The sequence below is a fragment of the Lacinutrix sp. MEBiC02595 genome (assembly GCF_053601555.1).
In genome coordinates this window covers 118,868-139,455 of the sequence record NZ_JBSHNU010000201.1, presented here as the reverse complement: position 1 = coordinate 139,455, position 20,588 = coordinate 118,868, and the positions used below count along the sequence as shown (strand labels likewise).

Genomic DNA, 20,588 nt, shown 5'->3' with positions numbered 1-20,588 from the left:
TTTAAAAATTAAAGTTTAAGTAAAAATTATAGTTAATTCCAGGCATGTAGCGACTTGCGACACTCTGATAGTTTTCGTTGTAAAGATTTTTTATTTGCCCTCCTAAAGTGAATTGTTGCTTTTTTCCTAAAGCATAAGAGAGTCCGATATTAGAAACAAAATAAGCATCTAATATGTACTTTGGATCGTCATCTTGCAAAGTTAGCACTTCACCAACATAGAGTGTTTGATAATAGAAAGAAGCACGTTTATGTTGATAGTTAAAAGTAGCTGTTGCCTTGTGTTTTGGTACGTAAATTAACTGTAAATCTGTTTCTTTGTTTTTTGAAACGGTATATGCATACGTTCCTCCTAAAGCAAACTGATGTGCTTTTACATTATATTTTACATCCAATTTAGATTCTACACCATAGGTTTCTACATGATCTGTATTTACAGGTTTCCAAACACTTCCTGTAGGAAGCCAACGAATCATATCTTCCATATCATTATAAAAACCGGTTGCAGAAAAAGACACGTGCTTAAATTGTAATGCATGTCCCATTTCTATTTGATTGGAAGTTTCTGGATTTAGATCTTGATTACCACTTCCTTCCCAGTACAAATCATTGTACGTCGGAATTCTAAAATTCTTAGAACCGTTTACATTCACAGTATAATGCGCTCCGAATTTATACTGAAGTCCTAGACTATATAACAACGGACTATCATAATTATTGGTAATTTCCTTTCGTAAAGCAGCTTCATATAAAAAAGATTTTATCTCTTGTTTATACAATACACTGAAACTAGAAATGGTTCTATCACTTTCCCCAATACTAGAACCTTTTCCTGTAGTATTTGTAATATCCATAACACCTTGCAGCATGGCGTCTTTGAAGATTTTATAACTTAAATCGTATTTACCAATAAGGGTTTTTGCTTCTCCAAAAGAGTAGGTATCGGTATTGCTATTCGCAAAGTATTTGTACTTCTCTGTTAAGTAAGCGACTTTTAAAGTAGAGATAAATTTACCGTATAAACCATTCCATTCTAGCATATTTCTAGAATTTAAATCTTGATATTTTGTAGGTGTTTCCGAAGGAAATATAAAAGAAAACTCACGTTCACCATCATACAGATAACTGTACAGTTTTAAAATATTCTTCTTATTTAATTTATATCCGAAGTTAGCCGAAATACTCTGATTATAAAACGCTCCATTTAAATTCGTTTTATCACTATCTACATAATCATAATCATTGTCAGAACTTGATCTACTGATTGCTACATCCGCACTAAATTTTTCAGAAGAAAATCGGGACTTCACGCCTAAATCTAAAGTAGTATAGCTTCCGTAGTTGGCATACAAACTATTCTCAAAACCGGTATTAAATTTTATATCATTATTTAAATGAATCGATCCGCCAATGGCACCGCTTCCGTAAAGCACACTTCCACCACCACTTCGAATACTTACTGCATCAAAATTTCGAATATTAATCGTGTTAAAATCGGTTTGACCGTTAAATTGTGAATTGATATTAATACCATTCCAAGCTACTGCCGTTTGCTGTGCTGTGGTACCACGAAAGGAAGGTGAAGAAACCATTCCTAAACCATTCTCTTTAAAATAAATAGTAGAATTATAGTTTAACAATTGCGTTAATGAAGGTGCACTTCTAGATAGAATAGTATCTTTTAAAGTCGTTACCGACTGTGTATTTGAAAACGTTTTTAGGTATGTATCCGACTTCAAAACAACTTCATCCAATTGTTGCACAGTGTCTAGCCTTGTTTGCGAGAAACAGCTTAAACTAAAAACAATACCAAATAAAAATAGAATATTTTTTTTCATAATCTTAAAATCTTTCTCCCGAAGATTCGTTGGATGTTGAAATTGGCAGGTCTCCTGACTTTTTTAATGCTATTATACCTTCCCAGAAAATTTTTCCAGTGGTTTAGAAGTTAATAACACCCTTTAAAAAGGTACGCAATCTAGTTGCGCATAAAATTACAGTTGCGGGAACAGTTCTAGAGTTTAACTAGATTCCCTTTTAATCGACTTTGCTTTATTGCGAAGTCAAACCAAAATTCTGTGCAAAAGTAATTTCTTTTTTAAATGCAAACTAATTAAACTTACTTTTTCTTATTCATTTTGTAAATAAGAAAAATAAAGCCAATTAAAAAATGTGCTATTATTATTCCACCTACTATATATATTGTTACATTTGAACCGTCTCTCATGACTAAAATTTTATATAAATTTAAAAGAAACCTATCTATTTATATGTCACTAATGTTACAAAAAAAGTTATTTAACTCCCTTCTATTTTGTCTTTTACTATCTTTTACCGCTTGTAAAAAGGAAGTAAAATCCATTCCTGAAAACAAGCAAGATTTTGTCAAAACGGCATTTAAATATGCCGAAGGTTTTACCATTACACATAATGAAAACTTTAAAATACTAACGATTAAAAATCCTTGGCCTAAAGCAGAAAAGGAATATAAATATGCTTTAGTTCACAAAGATGTAGCGTCCAAAATAACGTTAAACAAAGACGAATTTGATGGTATAATAACGATTCCTATTGAAAAAATAGTGGTTACCTCTACCACACATATTCCTGCTTTAGAGCTTTTAGAAGTAGAAGAAACATTGGTTGGTTTTCCAGGAACAGATTATGTATCTTCCTTAAAAACTAGAGCAAGAATTGAGGATAAAAATATTAGAGAACTAGGAAAAAACGAAGGTATAAACACCGAAGTTTTATTAGAACTACAACCAAACGTAGTCATTGGTTATGGTATAGATGGAAATAACAAAACCTTTGAAACCATTAAAAAATCAGGTATTCCTGTAATCTACAATGGGGATTGGGTGGAAAAATCGGCATTAGCAAAAGCAGAATGGATTAAATTCTTCGGCGTTCTTTATAACAAAGAACAAATTGCAAATACGATTTTTAATTCTATTGAAAAAAATTACGAAGAAGCAAAAGCTCTTGCGTTAAAAGTAGAAAAGCAACCAACCGTTATAAGTGGCGCAATGCATAAAGACACTTGGTATTTACCTAATGGCACAAGTCCGGAAGCACAAATATTAAAAGATGCCAACGTAAACTATTTATATAGTGAAACGACAGGAAGTGGTAGTTTAGCATTAAACTTTGAAACGGTATTTGAAAAAGCAAAACATGCCGAATTATGGTTAAGTCCGTCGTATTACGCAAGTATGGAAGCACTAGAAAAAGCAAATGCACATTACACGAAATTTGATGCTTTTCAAAACAAAACCATTTATTCCTTTGTAAATACCACAGGAAAAACTGGAGGAGTTATCTATTACGAACTTGGTACCGCAAGACCAGATATCGTTTTAAAAGATATTATTAAAATCTGTCATCCAGAATTATTACCAGATTATACACCTTACTTTTTTAAATCTTTAAAATAATTTGTCCGAAACGAATACATACAAAGGCTCCTTTACACTATTAATACTTTTATTAATGGTATGCTTTTTTACTAACATTAGCTTAGGTTCTGTGTCTATTCCATTAAAAGAAATATTTAATAGTTTGATAGATTCTGCAGAAAACGAATCTTGGCAATATATCATTCAAAATTACAGATTACCAAAAGCAATCACAGCAATTTTAGTAGGTTCTGGATTAGGTATTTCCGGATTATTAATGCAAACGCTTTTTAGAAACCCATTGGCAGGACCATTTGTTCTTGGTATTACTTCTGGCGCAAGTTTAGGTGTGGCTTTGGTGATTTTAGGAGGTGGTATTTTTGGAGGTATTTTTGCATCGTTATTAATTTCAAAATGGACTATCGTTATTGCGGCTAGTTTAGGAAGTTTTCTTGTTCTATTGGCGGTATTAATCGTTTCCTCTAGAGTGAAAGATACGATGGCTATTCTTATTATCGGACTCATGTTTGGAAGCATTACCTCTGCAGTAGTAAGTGTACTCTCCTATTTTAGTTCTGCGGAACAATTACAACAATATATCTTTTGGGGATTTGGAAGTTTAGGAAACTTATCCTGGAATGAAGTTTTCATTTTCTTTGTCATTTATTGCTTCGGAATACTACTTAGTATACTAGCCATTAAAGGATTAAACACCTTATTACTTGGCGAGAATTATGCAAAAAGCTTAGGATTAAACATCAAACGAAGTCGGATAATCATTATCCTTGCAACTAGTTTATTAGCAGGAACCATAACGGCGTTTGCTGGACCAATCGCTTTTATTGGGTTGGCTGTTCCACATTTAACCAGGCAAATTTTTAACACGGCAAATCATAAAATATTATTACCAGCCGTATTTTTATTTGGTGCCATAGTAATGCTTATTTGCGATAGTATTGCCCAATTACCAACCAGCGATTATACCTTACCAATTAACGCAATTACCTCTTTAATTGGTGCACCTGTTGTTATTTGGTTATTGGTTAGAAAAAGAAAAATGGTGTTTTGAAGTTAACTTGTCAGTCTGAGCGCAGTCGAAGACCTAATGAAAAAATATACGTTTAGACAAAAGCACTTCGACTAGGCTCCGTGTGACATTTAGGGTAAAGTTATAAGATAACTATAAAATTCAATTCCAGCTCCTTCCATCAGTTGAAGGAAGGTGGTTTTTAGAAGAAAAATCGGAAGGCTTGACAAAAAGCGCGAAGCAGCTTTAAAAGAAATAAAAAAAAAATAAATAGAATTAGTGAATAAAGAAGTGCCACATATCATCCTAAAAACCGAAAATCTTTCTATTGGTTACAAAACTAAAAAGGAAGAAACTACGGTTACATCCAACATAAATCTTACTTTAAAAAAAGGAGAATTAATAGGCCTTGTTGGCGGAAATGGTATTGGTAAATCCACTTTATTACGAACACTAACACAGGTACAACCCAAATTATCTGGCGCATTATATTTAAATGAAAAACCGCTAGACGAATACGCTAATATAGATTTGGCCAAAGCAATGAGTTTGGTTTTAACCGAAGCTATTGCGTCTAAAAATTTATCTGTTTTTGAACTGGTTGCATTAGGAAGACAGCCATATACCAATTGGGTTGGTAATCTATCGGAAAAAGATATTAGCAAAGTCAACAGCGCGATTAGCCAAACAAATATTGACGATTTAAAACACAAAAAATGTTTTGAGCTTAGTGACGGCCAACTACAAAAAGTAATGATTGCACGTGCTTTAGCTCAAGATACAGACCTTATTATTCTAGATGAACCAACCACGCATTTAGATATGTATCATAAAGCATACATTTTAAAACTGCTTCAAAAATTGGTAAAAGAAACGGGGAAAACGATTTTGTTTTCTTCGCATGAAATAGATTTAGCTATTCAATTGTGTGATACTATGATTGTCATGACTAAAACGGAAGTGATCTCCAATACACCTTGTACACTCATTGCACAAGGAACTTTTAATACTTTATTTCCAGAAGATTTAATTGCTTTTGATGCAAATACGGGGAGTTTTCGAGTAAAAAAATAAATCTACCGAATAAATTCACTATATTTATATCGCTCACTTTCAGCGACTTAAATCTACTTTTTAAAATTTATCGTATTTATTTTTATGGCATTCTAAATTACGGAAACCATGAAAACTAAATTAAATCTATTATTATTTTCACTTCTTACGGTGACATTACTATCATTATATCTTTTCAATAAAGAAGAAGAAATCGACTATTCTAAAAAATATGGCATGAATGTAATTAAATGCACGCCAGCAACGTTTTTATTGGAAGAAGTAGATACCACAAAACAAATTTCACCACTATTTGAAAATCTTGGAAATCATGCCTATAAAGTCAGTACCAAAAATGACTTAGCGCAACAATTTTTTAATCAAGGTTTACGACTTACTTATGCTTTTAATCATGCAGAAGCACATCGTTCTTTTATGGAAGCTTCCAGACTAGATCCAAATTTAGCGATGGCATATTGGGGACAAGCTTATACTCTTGGTCCAAATATTAATGATCCTCATCCAGACGACGATCGCAAAAACAAATACAACGAAGCTATAGAAAAAGCGAAACAATTGGCCACCAACGCAACTAAAAAAGAGCAGGATTTAATTGAAGCACTAACGCATCGCTATTCCAATGATTTGACTGCAGATGTAGCTGCCATGAATTTAGAATATATGCATGCTATGACTAAAGTTGTGGAAAAATATCCAGAAGACACCAACATCAACACCTTATTTGCCGCTTCCGTTATGAATACGGTTCCTTGGAATTATTGGGATAAAGATGGTAATGCTTCCCCAAACATTGATAAAGCAAAAGCAGCATTGGAAAAAGCGATGGTTTTGGATCCTAATAATCCTGGCGCACACCATTATTATATTCATATGGTAGAACTACCAAAACCCGATTTAGCCATTTCAAGTGCAGAAAAACTAGCATCATTAATGCCTGCTGCAGGACATATTGTACATATGCCATCCCATATTTATATACGAGTTGGTAGATACAAAGATGCTGTAGAATCTAACCAAAAGGCCATTTTAGCAGATGAAGATTATATTTCACAATGTCTATCTCAAGGCATGTATCCTTTAGGATATTATCCGCATAACATTCATTTTTTATGGTCGGCAGCAACCCTTTTAGGAAACAGTGAAATTGCAATAGATGCGGCAAAAAAAACAGCAGAAAAAGTTCCCACTGGCGAATTAAAAGAACTTCATTTTTTACAGAATTTTGCAGCAACGCCGCTCCTAGCCTATACGCGATTTGGAAAATGGAATGACATTTTAACCATTCCGAAACCAAATGATGAACTCAAACATTTAAAGATGATTTGGCATTATGCGCGTGGTATTGCCTTTATTAGAAAAAACAATATTAAAGAGGCACAAGAAGAACTAGATGCTATTGCTAGTTATATTAAGGATCCAGAAATGGAAACCATAGTTGCTACAGGTTTTGATAATGGTACTACTATTTCTAAATTGGCATTCGAGGTAGTTGCGGGCGAATTAGAAGCTTTAAAAGGAAACTATGCTTCTGCTATTACACATCTAGAAAGTGCGGTAAGCATGGAAGATCATTTAATTTACAATGAACCATCTGCATGGTATATTCCGCCAAGACAAAATTTAGGAGCGGTTTTACTTAAAGCAAATAAATATAAAGACGCCGAATTGATTTTTAAAGAAGATTTAAAAGACTTAAGACAAAATGGTTGGTCATTAATGGGTTTATATCAAAGCTTAAAAGCACAAGGAAAACTAGATGAAGCAAACAAAATAAAGCAAGAGTTTGATTACGCTTGGAAGGATGCAGACATTGAAATTACGACATCCATTTTATAAATAACGCCTATTAAATCATTTGTCTTACATTCGTTTTCTTTCTTAAGAAAAATTTATCTTTGGATAAACTTCTATTTTAAATGAACGACAACCTCCTTCTCCTTCTTGCTATTATAATTTCGGCAGCAATTGGTGCTTATTTAGGAATGCTATTCACAAAACTGAAAAGTAAAAGCGAAAAAAGCACCTTAGAAGAACGCAACAATAACTTACAACAACAGCTTAATGACTTTAAGCAATTTTCGGAAGCTGAAAACCTAAAGCAAAATCAGAATTTTGAAAATCAGTTAGTGCAGCTAAAGGAAACACTTTCCAAAATGGAAATAGATCGAGAAGATATTCGTCGGGAAAAGGATTTTTTAAATACCGAATTAGCGCGAAGAAATTCTGAATATGAAAACCTTCAAAAACTAAATCTTAAAAAAGATGAAGAATTAGAAGAACGACAAAAGCAGCTTCGTACCGATTTTGAAAATCTTGCTACTAGAATTCTAGATGCCAAATCGGAAAAATTCACCCTTCAGAATAAAGAAAACATCAAAAACATTTTAAATCCGCTACAAGAAAAAATCCAACTATTTGAAAAGAAAGTAGACGATACCCAAAAGGAAAGTATCAGCATGCATTCTGCTTTAAAAGAGCAATTATTAGGTTTAAAAGATTTAAACCAACAGATGACCAAAGAAGCAACCAACCTAACTCGCGCTTTAAAAGGCGATAGTAAAATGCAAGGAAATTGGGGTGAATTGGTACTAGAACGCGTTCTTGAAAAATCTGGTTTAGAAAAAGATAGAGAGTATTTTGTACAACAAAATTTCACTAGAGAAGATGGCTCGCGCGTGCTTCCGGATATTGTTTTACATTTACCAGATAATAAAAAGATGATTATTGATAGTAAAGTGTCTTTAACAGATTATGAACGTTATGTAAATGCCGAAGATGATGAACGTGAGGTTTTCCTAAAAGCGCATATAAATTCTATAAGAAGACATGTAGATCAGCTTTCTGAAAAGAAATACGAAGATTTATACGATATTGAAAGTCCGGATTTCGTGTTACTTTTTATACCAATAGAACCTGCTTTTGCTGTAGCTATAAATGCGGATAACTCGATATATAACAAAGCCTTTGAAAAAAATATTGTTATTGTGACACCATCTACTTTATTAGCCACTTTAAGAACCGTGGATAGTATGTGGAATAATGAAAAGCAACAGCAAAATGCTATTGAAATTGCAAGGCAAGCTGGCGCTTTATACGATAAATTTCATGGTTTAGTAACCGATTTAACAGGAGTAGGAAAGAAAATTGACGATGCTAAAAAAGACTACTCTTCGGCTATGAATAAATTGGTGGAAGGAAAAGGAAACCTAATTACTAGTGTGGAAAAAATTAAAAAACTAGGAGCTAAAGCAAAAAAAGCATTGCCTGAAACATTTATAAAAAGAGCAAAAGAAGATAATGAATAAGAAAAAAATCGATACTATATATAAATGGTTTTTACGTTATCGGTATTATAGAGTCTTAGTTATTGGTGTTGGTTTAGTTAGCTTTGGCATTGTCTTGTTAGTTTCGGGTTATAGTATCCTAAATAAACCAGATTTTGATATGTTTATTATAATTATAACATTACTATTAGGAATCCTATTATCTGCTATTGGTCTTTTTTACAGAATGGAAACGGAAATTGGTATTAAAGAAAAAAGACATGAAGACTAAAGCAATATATAACACGTTGCATCTGACGATTAACATATACATATTATGATAAAATTTTTAATAAAAGCACTAATTACAATAGTACTTATAGTAGCTGGATATTTCTGCTTTATATATTTTGCAACGTATAGCGAAGGTGTTCGAGCTGGACAATTGGTTAAATTTACTAGCAAAGGAGTTCTATTTAAAACATGGGAAGGCGAAATTAGCCAAGGTGTTTCTGAATCACAACATTTTGAATTTTCGGTAGAAGATAAAGAAGAGCAAGCCATCCAAGAATTAAATCGTTTACAAGGTAAATTTGTAAAACTTACGTATTTTGAACGTTATAAAACCTTCTTTTGGTTAGGAGATACCAAATATTTTATCACCAAAGTAGAGGAAGATACCTCACGAAATAATAGATACTAATATGAAACTAAGATTTAAGACAGTAGATTCCTCTCGTATAAGTATATCGCAGCTCATGCAACCATCCCACTCAAATTTTGGAGGTAAAATTCATGGTGGTTATATTTTAAGTTTGATGGATGAAATTGCTTTTGCTTGTGGTTCCAAACATTCGGAAACCTATTGTGTTACTGCATCTGTTAATACCGTTGATTTTTTAAGTCCGATAGAAATTGGTGACCTGGTAACCATGAAGGCATCTGTTAATTATGTTGGTAGCACCTCTATGGTTGTTGGTATTCGCGTAGAAGCAGAGAACATTAGAACCGGTGAAACTAAACATTGTAACTCTTCGTATTTTACAATGGTTGCCAAAGATGATGCTGGTAAATCTGTACTTGTTCCTGGTTTAATCTTAAATGATAAAAAAGAAGTAGTTCGTTTTTTAAAAGCAATAAATCGTAACGAAAACCATAGAGCTAGACAAGAAGAATTTAATCATGTAGATTTTTCTTTAGAAAATTATTTCAATGATTTAAAAGACCATCGTGTTCGTATTGATTTACCGGATAACTTTTCAAATTAATATTCTTTCTATTCATATTCCGTAAAAACGGCATGTCTCTAATTATTCCTTAAAAAAGGAATAAATTAAATTATTCCACAAAAAGGGAATATATTTGATTATTCCATAAAAAAGGAATATATTTGATTCTCACGGGATCCTACGATAATTATAATTATCACCGAATAACGTGATTTATACTTAAAATAGAATGACAAGCATACTAACAGGAGACATCATTAAATCTCGCGGACAAACAAATCCGGAGGTTTGGATTAGCCATTTAAAAGCTGCGCTATCGTATTTAGAAACAGATACTACACTTTGGGAAATCTATCGTGGCGATAGTTTTCAAATAGAAATGAAAGACGTCACCAAAAGTTTTGAAGCTGCTATTTACATAAAAGCAGCTATTAAAATGATAAAAGGATTAGACGTTAGATTGGCTATTGGTATTGGCGAAAAAACATATCAAGGCAAAGATGTTACAGAATCTAATGGCGAAGCTTTTATATTTTCTGGGGAAACTTTTGAAACCTTAAAAAAAGAAAAACAAAACCTTAAAATAAAAACCAAATCGCAAATACTTAATGATGAATTAAACCTGTATTTTAAATTGGCTTTAATTAGTATGGATCATTGGACAGTGAATTCAGCAGAAATTGTTAAATTAACTTTAGAAAACCCTAAAGCCTTGCAAGAAAATTTAGCAAAACGAATAGGAACCAATCAAAATGCCATTAGCAAACGTATTAAACGAGCTAATTTGGATGAAATTTTAGCTTTAAACAACATGTATAAGAAAAAAATAAGCGGCTTATTATGATACTACTTATTAAACTTTTATTGGCGCACTTTATAGGCGATTTCTTTTTACAACCACAAAAATGGGTTAAAGATAAAGAGCGCAAAAAGTTAAAATCCCCGAAACTATATTTTCATATATTAATTCATATTGTATTATTACTCGTAATTCTTTGGGATCTTTCACTTTGGCCAATCGTACTTATTATTGGTATTACACACTTTATTATAGATGCGATTAAGCTTATTATTCAAAAGAAAAAAACAAAACGTCTCCTATTCTTTATAGATCAAGTACTTCATATTACTGTAATTATAATAACCTACTTTGTATATACCAATACAGCACTAAATTATAAAGCTATTTTTTCGGAAGAAAACCTACTCCTAATAACCTGTTTCGCTTTTTTAACGCAACCAGTTTCTATAATCATGAAAACCATTTTTTCTAAATGGGATATTTCTAAACTTACAGAAGGTAATGAATCCCTTAAAGATGCTGGAAAATACATCGGAATTTTAGAGCGTATTTTAGTCTTCATTTTTATAGTTACAGACCATTGGGAAGCTGTTGGTTTTTTAATCACTGCAAAATCTGTTTTTAGATTTGGAGATTTAAAAGAATCGAAACACCGAAAACTTACCGAATACATATTAATTGGAACGCTTATTAGTTTTGGAATTGCCATATTAACAGGAATACTATTTCAAATAGCCTCATAACAAAAGGAAGCAAAACATAAGATTAAAACAGAAAAAAGCGAAGTGTTTAAGTTAAACACTTCGCTTTTTCATATTATATGCATCCGTTTTATTTACTCAAATACATTTTTCTACGAGAATATAAATTGTAAAACTCATCATCTTTTAAATCATCTATAAAAAGTATACTTTCTCCAGTACTTTTCATTTCTGGTCCAAGTTGTTTATTTACATTATGAAACTTATTAAAGGAGAATACTGGCTGTTTAATTGCGTACCCTTTTAATTGTGGCTTAAAATCAAAATCGGTAACCTTCTTCTCTCCTAGCATCACTTTAGTTGCATAATTTACATAAGGTTCACCATATGCTTTAGAAATAAAAGGAACCGTACGTGATGCTCTAGGATTCGCTTCAATAATGTACACGATTTCATCTTTAATAGCAAACTGAATATTTATTAAACCCACCGTATTCAATGCTAATGCAATTTTTTTAGTGTGGTCTTTTATTTGTTGCATAACCAACTCTCCTAAATTAAAAGGAGGCAATGTTGCATTACTATCTCCAGAGTGAATTCCACAAGGTTCAATATGCTCCATAATACCAATAATGTAGACATTTTCTCCATCACAAATAGCATCTGCTTCTGCTTCTATTGCACCATCTAAATAATGATCTAAAAGCAATTGATTTCCTGGCATTCTTCGTAATAAATCAACAACGTGTTTTTCTAATTCTTGTTTATTTATTACAATCTTCATTCCTTGTCCACCAAGTACATAAGAAGGTCTTACCAATATTGGAAAGTCTAAAACATCTGCAATTGCCGATGCTTCGTCTGCAGTTGTAGCAATATCAAATTCTGGATATGGAATATTATTTTCTTTCAACATATTAGAAAACAATCCTCTGTCTTCTGCTAAATCTAAAGCTTGATATGTGGTACCAATAATCTTGATTCCATATCTATCTAGTTTTTCAGCAAGCTTTAAAGCGGTTTGTCCACCAAGTTGTACGATTACACCTTCCGGTTTTTCGTGTTTGATGATATCATAGATATGTTCCCAAAAAACAGGTTCGAAGTATAATTTATCTGCAGTATCAAAATCGGTAGAAACCGTTTCTGGATTACAGTTAATCATGATGGTTTCGTAACCACATTCCGCGGCAGCTAAAACACCATGCACACAACAATAATCAAACTCGATACCTTGACCAATTCTATTTGGTCCAGAACCAAGCACTATAATTTTCTTTTTATCGGAAACCACACTTTCATTATCTGCATAGCGTTTTCCGTCTGCCGTTTCTACATCATTTTCAAACGTAGAGTAATAATAAGGAGTCTTTGCTTTAAACTCTGCAGCACAAGTGTCCACTAATTTATACACTCTATTAACACCTAATTCTTCCCGTTTATTATAAACCTGACTTTCTAAACAACCAAGCATGTGTGCAATTTGTCTGTCACCATATCCTTTTTGTTTAGCTTCTAACAATAAATCTTTTTGAATGGTTTCCACTTTAAAAGTAGAAATTTCTTTTTCAAGCATATATAATTCTTCATATTGCTTTAAGAACCACATATCTATTTTAGTAATCTCATGAATTCTACTTAATGGAATTCCCATTTGAATAGCATCATAAATAACAAAAACACGATCCCAGCTTGCATGTTTCAGCTTGCTTACAATTTGATCATAATCTTTATATCCTTTTCCATCTGCACCTAAACCATTACGTTTAATCTCTAAAGATTGTGTTGCTTTATGCAATGCTTCTTGAAAAGAACGACCAATTCCCATTACTTCTCCTACAGACTTCATTTGAAGTCCGAGTGTTCTATCGCTACCCTCAAATTTATCGAAGTTCCAACGTGGTATTTTCACAATTACATAATCTAAAGTAGGCTCAAATAAAGCAGAAGTAGATTTTGTAATTTGGTTTTGTAATTCATCTAAGTGATAGCCAATAGCTAATTTTGCAGCAATTTTTGCAATAGGATATCCTGTAGCTTTACTCGCTAATGCGGAAGAACGCGAAACACGAGGATTAATCTCAATAGCGATTATATCTTCGTTTTCATCTGGGCTTACCGCAAATTGCACATTACAACCACCAGCAAAATCACCAATACTACGCATCATATGAATTGCCATATCGCGCATTCTTTGATAGGTTGTATCACTTAATGTCATTGCTGGAGCAACGGTTATAGAATCTCCAGTATGAATCCCGATAGGATCCATATTTTCAATAGAACAGATAATTACTACATTATCATTAGCATCTCTTAAAAGTTCTAATTCATATTCTTTCCAACCTATTAATGCTTTATCAATCATTACCTCATGGATTGGAGAAATTTCTAATCCGCGGGTTAATAACTCATCAAAGTCTTCCTCTTTATGTACAAAAGACGCTCCTGCTCCACCTAAAGTAAAGGAAGCTCTAATAATTAAAGGAAAACCAAACTCTTGTGCGATTTCTTTTCCTTTTAAATAGGAAGTTGCAGTAGCCTGAGGCGCCATTGGAATACCAATTTTAAGCATTAGCTCTCTAAACTTCTCTCTATCTTCGGTAATATTAATAGCGTCAATATCTACACCAATAATTTCTACACCAAAATCTTTCCAAATCCCTTTTTCATCTGCTTCAATACATAAGTTTAAAGCTGTCTGTCCGCCCATTGTTGGCAAAACAGCATCAATTTGCGGATGTTCTTTTAAAATTTGAATTAAAGACTTACTGGTTAAAGGCAACAAGTACACATGATCTGCCATAGAAGGATCTGTCATGATAGTTGCAGGATTAGAATTAATTAAAACGGTTTCTATACCATCTTCTCTTAAGGAGCGTAAGGCTTGAGTTCCTGAATAATCAAACTCACAGGCTTGCCCAATAACAATTGGTCCAGAACCAATAATTAAAATCGATTTTAGTTGCGTGTTTTTTGGCATTTTATTTAATTATAGTGTGTTGCAAAAATACTATTTATTAGATATAAAAAAAGGCGTTACACCTAAGTAACGCCTTTTATATATTAACAATTGTTAATCATTATTTTTTATGTCTTGTTTCCGTTGATACAGACAATTTCTTTCTTCCTTTAGCTCTTCTACGTGCAAGTACTTTTCTTCCATTAGCAGATGCCATTCTTTCTCTGAAACCGTGTTTGTTTCTTCTCTTTCTTTTTGATGGTTGGAACGTTCTTTTTGGCATTGTCTTATTTTTTTAAATCTTCTTAATTATAAATTTTCTCAGTGTTGAGTTTCCTCAAATGTGCGCGCAAATATACAAAGCCTTTTTTATTTAACAAACCAAAATATAAATATTTTTTTGAAATTTATAAAGCAGTGTTTTTCATAAAAATTTAGTTTCTTTGTAATCCACAAATTTTAGTAAAAAATGTACAACAAAAATTTCAAGTTAATTATTGCCGCAGGTATAATAGGAGTCGCTGTTTGGCAGTTTATAGAAGGTTATATTGGTAATGGTATTATGTTTATTTTACTGTCGTTAATCTTCATTTTCTTATACTTTAAAAACGAAATTATTTTATTAGCTTTTTTAAAATTACGTAAGCAAGATTTTGAAGGAGCCAACAAATGGTTAGATAAAATTAAAAATCCGACGGCTGCTTTAGTGAAAAAACAGGAAGGTTATTTTAATTACCTTAAAGGTATTATGGTTAGCCAAACCGATATGGGCGAAGCTGAAAAACGTTTTAAAAAGGCTATTACTCTTGGTTTATCTATGGATCATGATTTAGCGATGGCAAAATTAAATTTAGCTGGTATTGCTTTTACTAAAAGAAGGAAGCAAGAAGCACAAATTCTTTTAAAGGAAGCTGAAAAATTAGACAAGCGCGATATGCTAAAAGATCAGATTAAAATGATGAAAGATAATATGAAGCGCGCACAAGCACCAAATCAACATTATGGTCAAGGTGGTTCTATGCGTTCGCAAAAAAGAAAAAGTAGATAATTCTTATTGAATTACCTGTTTTTTATTCGTTCTAAAAAAAATAAATAAAATGGTACTTACTAATAGTAATAGTAAGTACCATGTATTTTCTACCAAATCGATATAGCTAATTTTGCTTTGAGAAAAGCTTAAAATCATTAAGACTTGTGCCCCATAAGGCAATAGTCCTTGCGTAATACAAGCAAAAACATCTAGAATAGAAGCTGTTTTCTTATTATCTAAAGCATATTCATCATTAATAGTTTTAGCAATAGACCCCGCTATAATAATAGATACCGTATTATTAGCAATAGCAACATTTATGGTACTTACTAAGCCTGCAATACCAAATTGAGCAGATTTTTTACTTTTAATTAAGGTTTTAATTTTATTTAAAACATACTCTATTCCTCCATTTTTTTCTACTAAAGCAGCCAAACCTCCTGTTAATAAAGAAAGTAAAAATATTTCGGTCATACTAGTAAACCCAGAATATGCAATTTTGGTAGATTCTATCAGTGTAAAGTCTCCATAAAACAAGCCTAATATACCTCCAGAAATAATTCCTAAAAGAAGGGTTACAAAAACATTTACTCCAAAAACGGAAAGTATAATAACTAAAATATAAGGTAGTATTTTTATTACAGAGTAGTTGTAAATTACATCTTCCGTAATATTACTTTCCAAATCAAAACCTTGAACCACTAAAATTATAGAAGTAATAATAGCTGCTGGAAGTGCTATTTTTATATTCTCTTTAAACTTATCACTCATTTTACAACCCAGAGATTGTGTTGCTGCAATAGTAGTATCAGATATTACCGACAAATTATCTCCAAACATAGAACCACCTAGTAATGCACCACAAAGTACTGCTAGCGATGTTCCTCCTTGATCTGCAATTCCTATAACAATTGGTGCTAAGGTAACAATCGCACCTACTGAGGTTCCCGTAGAAACAGATAAAAAAGCTGCAATAATAAACACACCAAAATAAATATACTCAATAGCTATAAAGTCTAAACCTAGATTTACAATAGCATCCACACTTCCTGTAGCTTTAGTAATAGCCGCAAAAGCTCCTGCTAATAAATAGATTAAACACATGGTTAGTATTTTATCATCTCCACAGCCTTTTAAAAGGGTTTTAATTTTAGAGTTAACCGATTGTTTAAACATTAAAAAGGCGACTATAATACCCAAGATAACTGCTATAGGAGCTGGAAGTGCATAAAAGTCGTTTTGGTATAAACCAACGCCTAAAAAAGTAAATACAAATACAAATAAGGGAATTAGTGCTTTAAAACTTGGTGTAATGTGATTAGGTTTTGCCATTTTTCTTTTTAATGTTAAGAAGACAAAAAGCAAATAGAGAAGAAATTGAATTAACATTTTTTCCAAAATATTGGCTTATCGCTTTAGCACCTTGCTTGTTATTGCAGGTTGCTATCTCCTTTCGAGATTCTTGATAATTAATTTAAGTCGGCAAATATATAGGAATAAATACTTGGTACGCCCTTAAATTAGATAATTTTAACAAACTATTTAGTAAATGAAAGATTGCTTCATTTTTAAACAAAAAAAAGGAATAGCTTTACACTTAAAGCTATTCCTTTTTTTATAAACACCTATTTATTTAAGGGTTCGTTTTATAATACCCTTCACGCGGAATATCTATTAAATATTTTTTTCTAGATGCGTTATTTAATTTTGGTTCACGCAACCACGGATTGTGTATTTTAAGAATTTTGTAGTTTATACCAAATCCTTTAGCAAAACTTGCAAAATCGGTTACCACAGTATCTACTTCTACTTTATAAGTAGGTATATAACTATAAAGATCTTTATCTCTAAAATTAAAACCATATTTATCTGGATGACTTAAAATTTCTTTTAATGCCACAATTCTAAATACATAACGCCCCGTTTCTTCTCCTAAAAGTAAATCGTAATAACCAGAGACATCTTGTTCTTTTAACCTTCGTGCCATTCCAGCCATTCCAGCATTATATCCAGCAGCTGCAAGCGTCCAAGAGCCTAATTTCTCTTTAGATTTTTTTAAGTACACACAAGCAACCTCTGTTGCTAATTCAATATTATAGCGTTCATCTACATTATCATTTACTTCTAAACCATATTCTCTTCCGGTACCTTTCATTATTTGCCAAACCCCACTTGCTCCAGCATGTGATCTTGCATTTGTTAGTCCGCTCTCAATAACTGCTAAGTATTTAAAATCGTCAGGAATACCATGTTTTGCAAGAATAGGTTCTATTATAGGAAAGTATTTTCGTGCACGTTTAAACATTAAAAACCCATTAGATTGCCAGTATGTATTTACTAACAATTCTCTATCCATACGTTCTAAAATATCTGGATTATGTAATGGGACTTGCTCTCCTGCAAAATCCAAATAACTAGGGACTTGTAACGCGTAAACGTTATAATCGTTTATTATCTTTTTTTCAAAATTCTCATCCGTTGGCGCATCTTGCAATGCAAAAACACACATCCCGCATATCCCAAATAACCCAACTAGTGCGAGTGCATTTTTAATCCTTTTCATAGTCCTTGATTTTTTTTTATAAAGTTAAATAATATCTAGCAAAATTTACGCCAGAAATTACTGTAATATCAATTTTGGCAAATTTTCATTAAACCACTTATATTTATTAATAATCATGATATGCGTTCCTCCTTTAACAGTGATACAATCTGTAATATGTTTATATGGAAAAACCATGTCTTTATCCCCATGAATATGAATCACTCCTGGTATTGGTTTATCTTGCTGCCAACATACTACTTGCTCAATTGCCCAATCTAAATAGGCAGTGCTAGTTACTGACATATATTTTTTATAAAGCTCTACTCTTTTCGCCACACTTTTACCAAATGTATATTTTGCTATGGCATCTATATTACCAGCTAAACTAGTTGGTAAAATTTTATAAGCTTTGGTATGCTTTGCAAGTTTCATACGTTTTGGCAACTCATGCATAGTTTTCACAGAAGATACAACAAAAAGTTTTCGTAGCTTAATATGCTTACTCATTTCTTGCACTAAGATACCTCCAAAAGAAACACCTAGTAAAACCACATTATCCTCTTTAATAAAAAGCGTCATACGTTTTGCATAATCACTTATAGATTCATTTTTATGAGGAATTACCCATTCTAACCAATGTATTTGAAACTGGTCTTCTGGCAATTTTATATTTTCAAAAATAGTAGGATTAGCAGCCATTCCAGGCATTAAATACACATGTATAAGTTCTTGATTCATTAGTTTTTAAGTTCTTAATAACTATAAATAACCGATTAATTTTCGTAAATTTACTGCACAAAACTATGCAAAAAAGTTTTGACTCCTTATTTTTCTATTGAATTAAAACAAATTAATTATGATTGATGCAGCTGAATTAATTGATAATGACTTCTTACGTCAATATGAATTAAAAATTGAAGATGAATTAGCAAAAATTGAATATTCCCTTCAAGAAAGAAAAATATTTTTAACCAAACTTATAATTCCTGAAAACTTATTTTCTGAAGATTTTCAAAATGAATTTATAGTACTTGTTCTAAAAAATATTGAAGAAAGAAACCTAAGCGTTGTTCCTACCAGTCCGGAAATAGCCAAGTTTATTAGAAAAAATAGGCAATACAAAAGCATGTTACCTGTAGGTTTAAGAATTTAACAAGTATCTAATTACTTGTTTACTATTAAAAAACGGAAGCAAATGCTTCCGTTTTTTTTATACCAATTCTTTTATAAAATCAAACCGTACTATTCCGTCATCATCAATTTTAGTAAGTGTTACGTCTTGTAATGTATTTACTAATTCAGGATTCCAAGGTGCTTTCACTTTTACATAGTTTTCTGTAAAACCATGAATATATCCTTCTTTATTCTCACTTTCAAATAAAACCCTTCTAGAACTACCAATCTGGCTTTCATAATATGCTCTTCTTTTCTTTACAGACAAACCACGTAACATTTTACTACGTTTTGCTCGCACGTTTTTAGGTACTTCATCTTCCATAGTAGCTGCAACGGTATTATCTCTTTCCGAATACGTAAAAACGTGTAAATAAGAAATATCTAGTTCATTTAAAAAGTTATAGCTTTCTAAAAACATGTCGTCTGTTTCACCAGGAAAACCAACAATTACATCCACACCAATACACGCATGTGGCATCACTTGTTTTATTCTGCTAACGCGATCTACATACAATTCTTTCATGTATCTTCTTCGCATTAGTTTTAAAATCTCATTGCTTCCGCTTTGCAAAGGAATATGAAAATGAGGAACAAAAGTTCTACTTTTAGCAACAAAATCTATGGTTTCATTTTTAAGTAAATTAGGTTCGATAGAAGAAATACGTAAACGCTCTATACCTTCTACTTGGTCTAACGCCTGAACAAGCTCATAGAACGTGTGTTCATGCTTTTTATTACCAAATTCCCCTTTACCATAATCACCAATATTAACGCCGGTAAGTACAATTTCTTTAATACCTTTTTCTGAAATTTCTTTTGCATTTTTAAGTACATTCAAAAGTTCATCACTTCTAGAAATACCTCGTGCTAAAGGAATGGTACAATAAGTACATTTATAATCACAACCATCTTGTACTTTTAAAAAAGCACGTGTTCTGTCGCCAATAGAATAGCTACCCACATAAAAGTCTGCTTCTTCAATTTCGCAAGAATGCACTTCTCCAAAATCATTTTTAGAAAGATCATTTATATAATCTGTGATTTTAAATTTTTCGGTGGCACCGAGCACTAAATCGACACCATGCACATCTGCCAACTCCTGTGGTTTAAGCTGTGCATAACAACCTACTGCCGCAACAAAGGCATCTGGATTACTCTTTTGCGCTTGTTTCACGATCGTTTTAAATCGTTTGTCTGCATTTTCTGTTACAGAACATGTATTAATCACATATATATCCGCCTTTTCCTTAAAATCTACGCGATCAAAACCTTCATCGTTAAAGTTTCTTGCGATAGTAGATGTTTCCGAAAAATTAAGTTTACAACCTAAAGTATAAAATGCGACTTTTTTAGTAACGTTCATTCTTGTATTTTTACCAAGT

The 20,588-nt window shown here is 32.2% G+C and carries 19 protein-coding genes and 2 riboswitches; of the genes, 12 read left to right on the top strand and 7 right to left on the bottom strand.

The features are described from left to right. Position 1: 1 nt before the first annotated feature. On the bottom strand, positions 2-1,837 hold the full coding sequence (locus ACVCZW_RS06975) for a TonB-dependent receptor plug domain-containing protein (protein WP_452232015.1): 1,836 nt from the start codon (positions 1,835-1,837) through the stop codon (positions 2-4). A 27-nt stretch (positions 1,838-1,864) separates the two neighbouring features. Further along, a riboswitch (cobalamin riboswitch) is annotated at positions 1,865-2,087 on the bottom strand. 191 nt (positions 2,088-2,278) lie between these two features. Here ACVCZW_RS06975 and ACVCZW_RS06970 point away from each other — a divergent pair. The 10 genes from ACVCZW_RS06970 (at position 2,279) to ACVCZW_RS06925 (ending at position 11,535) form a co-directional block, all read left to right on the top strand. Continuing rightward, positions 2,279-3,436 (top strand): ABC transporter substrate-binding protein, encoded by a 1,158-nt coding sequence (locus ACVCZW_RS06970; protein WP_452232085.1) that lies wholly within the window; start codon positions 2,279-2,281, stop codon positions 3,434-3,436. Positions 3,437-3,491: 55 nt separating this feature from the next. Continuing rightward, entirely contained in the window at positions 3,492-4,466 is a 975-nt protein-coding gene (locus tag ACVCZW_RS06965) for a FecCD family ABC transporter permease (RefSeq protein ID WP_452232014.1), read from the top strand. Positions 4,467-4,703: 237 nt separating this feature from the next. Next, positions 4,704-5,498 (top strand): ABC transporter ATP-binding protein, encoded by a 795-nt coding sequence (locus ACVCZW_RS06960; RefSeq protein WP_452232013.1) that lies wholly within the window; start codon positions 4,704-4,706, stop codon positions 5,496-5,498. Between the two features lie 108 nt (positions 5,499-5,606). Further along, positions 5,607-7,334, top strand: coding sequence for a hypothetical protein (locus tag ACVCZW_RS06955; RefSeq protein ID WP_452232012.1), 1,728 nt, complete (start codon positions 5,607-5,609; stop codon positions 7,332-7,334). 80 nt (positions 7,335-7,414) lie between these two features. After that, positions 7,415-8,803 (top strand): DNA recombination protein RmuC, encoded by a 1,389-nt coding sequence (rmuC, locus tag ACVCZW_RS06950; protein WP_452232011.1) that lies wholly within the window; start codon positions 7,415-7,417, stop codon positions 8,801-8,803. Then, positions 8,796-9,053 carry a hypothetical protein gene (locus tag ACVCZW_RS06945; protein WP_452229422.1) on the top strand — a complete coding sequence of 86 codons (258 nt, stop codon included), beginning with the start codon at positions 8,796-8,798 and terminating at the stop codon, positions 9,051-9,053. Before rmuC ends, ACVCZW_RS06945 begins: the two co-directional genes overlap by 8 nt. 45 nt (positions 9,054-9,098) lie before the next feature. Then, positions 9,099-9,464, top strand: a complete 366-nt coding sequence (locus tag ACVCZW_RS06940; RefSeq protein ID WP_452232010.1) for a 6-phosphogluconate dehydrogenase — start codon at positions 9,099-9,101, stop codon at positions 9,462-9,464. A gap of 1 nt (position 9,465) precedes the next feature. After that, on the top strand, positions 9,466-10,029 hold the full coding sequence (locus tag ACVCZW_RS06935) for an acyl-CoA thioesterase (protein WP_452229420.1): 564 nt from the start codon (positions 9,466-9,468) through the stop codon (positions 10,027-10,029). Positions 10,030-10,219: 190 nt separating this feature from the next. After that, positions 10,220-10,834: a transcriptional regulator gene (locus ACVCZW_RS06930; protein ID WP_452232009.1), complete on the top strand. Its 615-nt coding sequence runs from the start codon at positions 10,220-10,222 to the stop codon at positions 10,832-10,834. Beyond that, the gene (locus ACVCZW_RS06925) at positions 10,831-11,535 is read left to right on the top strand and encodes a DUF3307 domain-containing protein (protein WP_452232008.1); all 705 of its coding nucleotides are present in this window, start codon (positions 10,831-10,833) and stop codon (positions 11,533-11,535) included. Before ACVCZW_RS06930 ends, ACVCZW_RS06925 begins: the two co-directional genes overlap by 4 nt. A gap of 88 nt (positions 11,536-11,623) precedes the next feature. Here the strand turns inward: ACVCZW_RS06925 and carB are convergent, their stop codons facing one another. Next, positions 11,624-14,476, bottom strand: coding sequence for a carbamoyl-phosphate synthase large subunit (carB, locus tag ACVCZW_RS06920; RefSeq protein WP_452229417.1), 2,853 nt, complete (start codon positions 14,474-14,476; stop codon positions 11,624-11,626). 100 nt (positions 14,477-14,576) lie between these two features. After that, positions 14,577-14,738, bottom strand: a complete 162-nt coding sequence (gene rpmH / locus ACVCZW_RS06915; protein ID WP_034059443.1) for a 50S ribosomal protein L34 — start codon at positions 14,736-14,738, stop codon at positions 14,577-14,579. A gap of 186 nt (positions 14,739-14,924) precedes the next feature. Here rpmH and ACVCZW_RS06910 point away from each other — a divergent pair, with 186 nt between their 5' ends. After that, entirely contained in the window at positions 14,925-15,503 is a 579-nt protein-coding gene (locus ACVCZW_RS06910) for a DUF2892 domain-containing protein (RefSeq protein ID WP_452232007.1), read from the top strand. 3 nt (positions 15,504-15,506) lie between these two features. Here ACVCZW_RS06910 and ACVCZW_RS06905 read toward each other — a convergent pair whose 3' ends face one another. The 3 genes from ACVCZW_RS06905 to ACVCZW_RS06895 form a co-directional block, all read right to left on the bottom strand. Continuing rightward, complete coding sequence (locus ACVCZW_RS06905) at positions 15,507-16,817, bottom strand: Na+/H+ antiporter NhaC family protein (protein WP_452232006.1); 1,311 nt, start codon at positions 16,815-16,817, stop codon at positions 15,507-15,509. 46 nt (positions 16,818-16,863) lie between these two features. Next, positions 16,864-16,959: riboswitch (SAM-I-IV-variant riboswitch) on the bottom strand. A gap of 159 nt (positions 16,960-17,118) precedes the next feature. Then, the gene (locus ACVCZW_RS06900; protein WP_452229414.1) at positions 17,119-18,048 is read right to left on the bottom strand and encodes a lytic transglycosylase domain-containing protein; all 930 of its coding nucleotides are present in this window, start codon (positions 18,046-18,048) and stop codon (positions 17,119-17,121) included. 57 nt (positions 18,049-18,105) lie between these two features. Next, positions 18,106-18,768 carry an alpha/beta hydrolase gene (locus ACVCZW_RS06895; protein ID WP_452229413.1) on the bottom strand — a complete coding sequence of 221 codons (663 nt, stop codon included), beginning with the start codon at positions 18,766-18,768 and terminating at the stop codon, positions 18,106-18,108. Positions 18,769-18,886: 118 nt separating this feature from the next. Here ACVCZW_RS06895 and ACVCZW_RS06890 point away from each other — a divergent pair, with 118 nt between their 5' ends. After that, positions 18,887-19,183 (top strand): N-acetyltransferase, encoded by a 297-nt coding sequence (locus ACVCZW_RS06890; RefSeq protein ID WP_452229412.1) that lies wholly within the window; start codon positions 18,887-18,889, stop codon positions 19,181-19,183. A 57-nt stretch (positions 19,184-19,240) separates the two neighbouring features. Here the strand turns inward: ACVCZW_RS06890 and mtaB are convergent, their stop codons facing one another. Further along, complete coding sequence (gene mtaB / locus ACVCZW_RS06885) at positions 19,241-20,569, bottom strand: tRNA (N(6)-L-threonylcarbamoyladenosine(37)-C(2))-methylthiotransferase MtaB (protein WP_452229411.1); 1,329 nt, start codon at positions 20,567-20,569, stop codon at positions 19,241-19,243. Positions 20,570-20,588 lie beyond the last annotated feature (19 nt).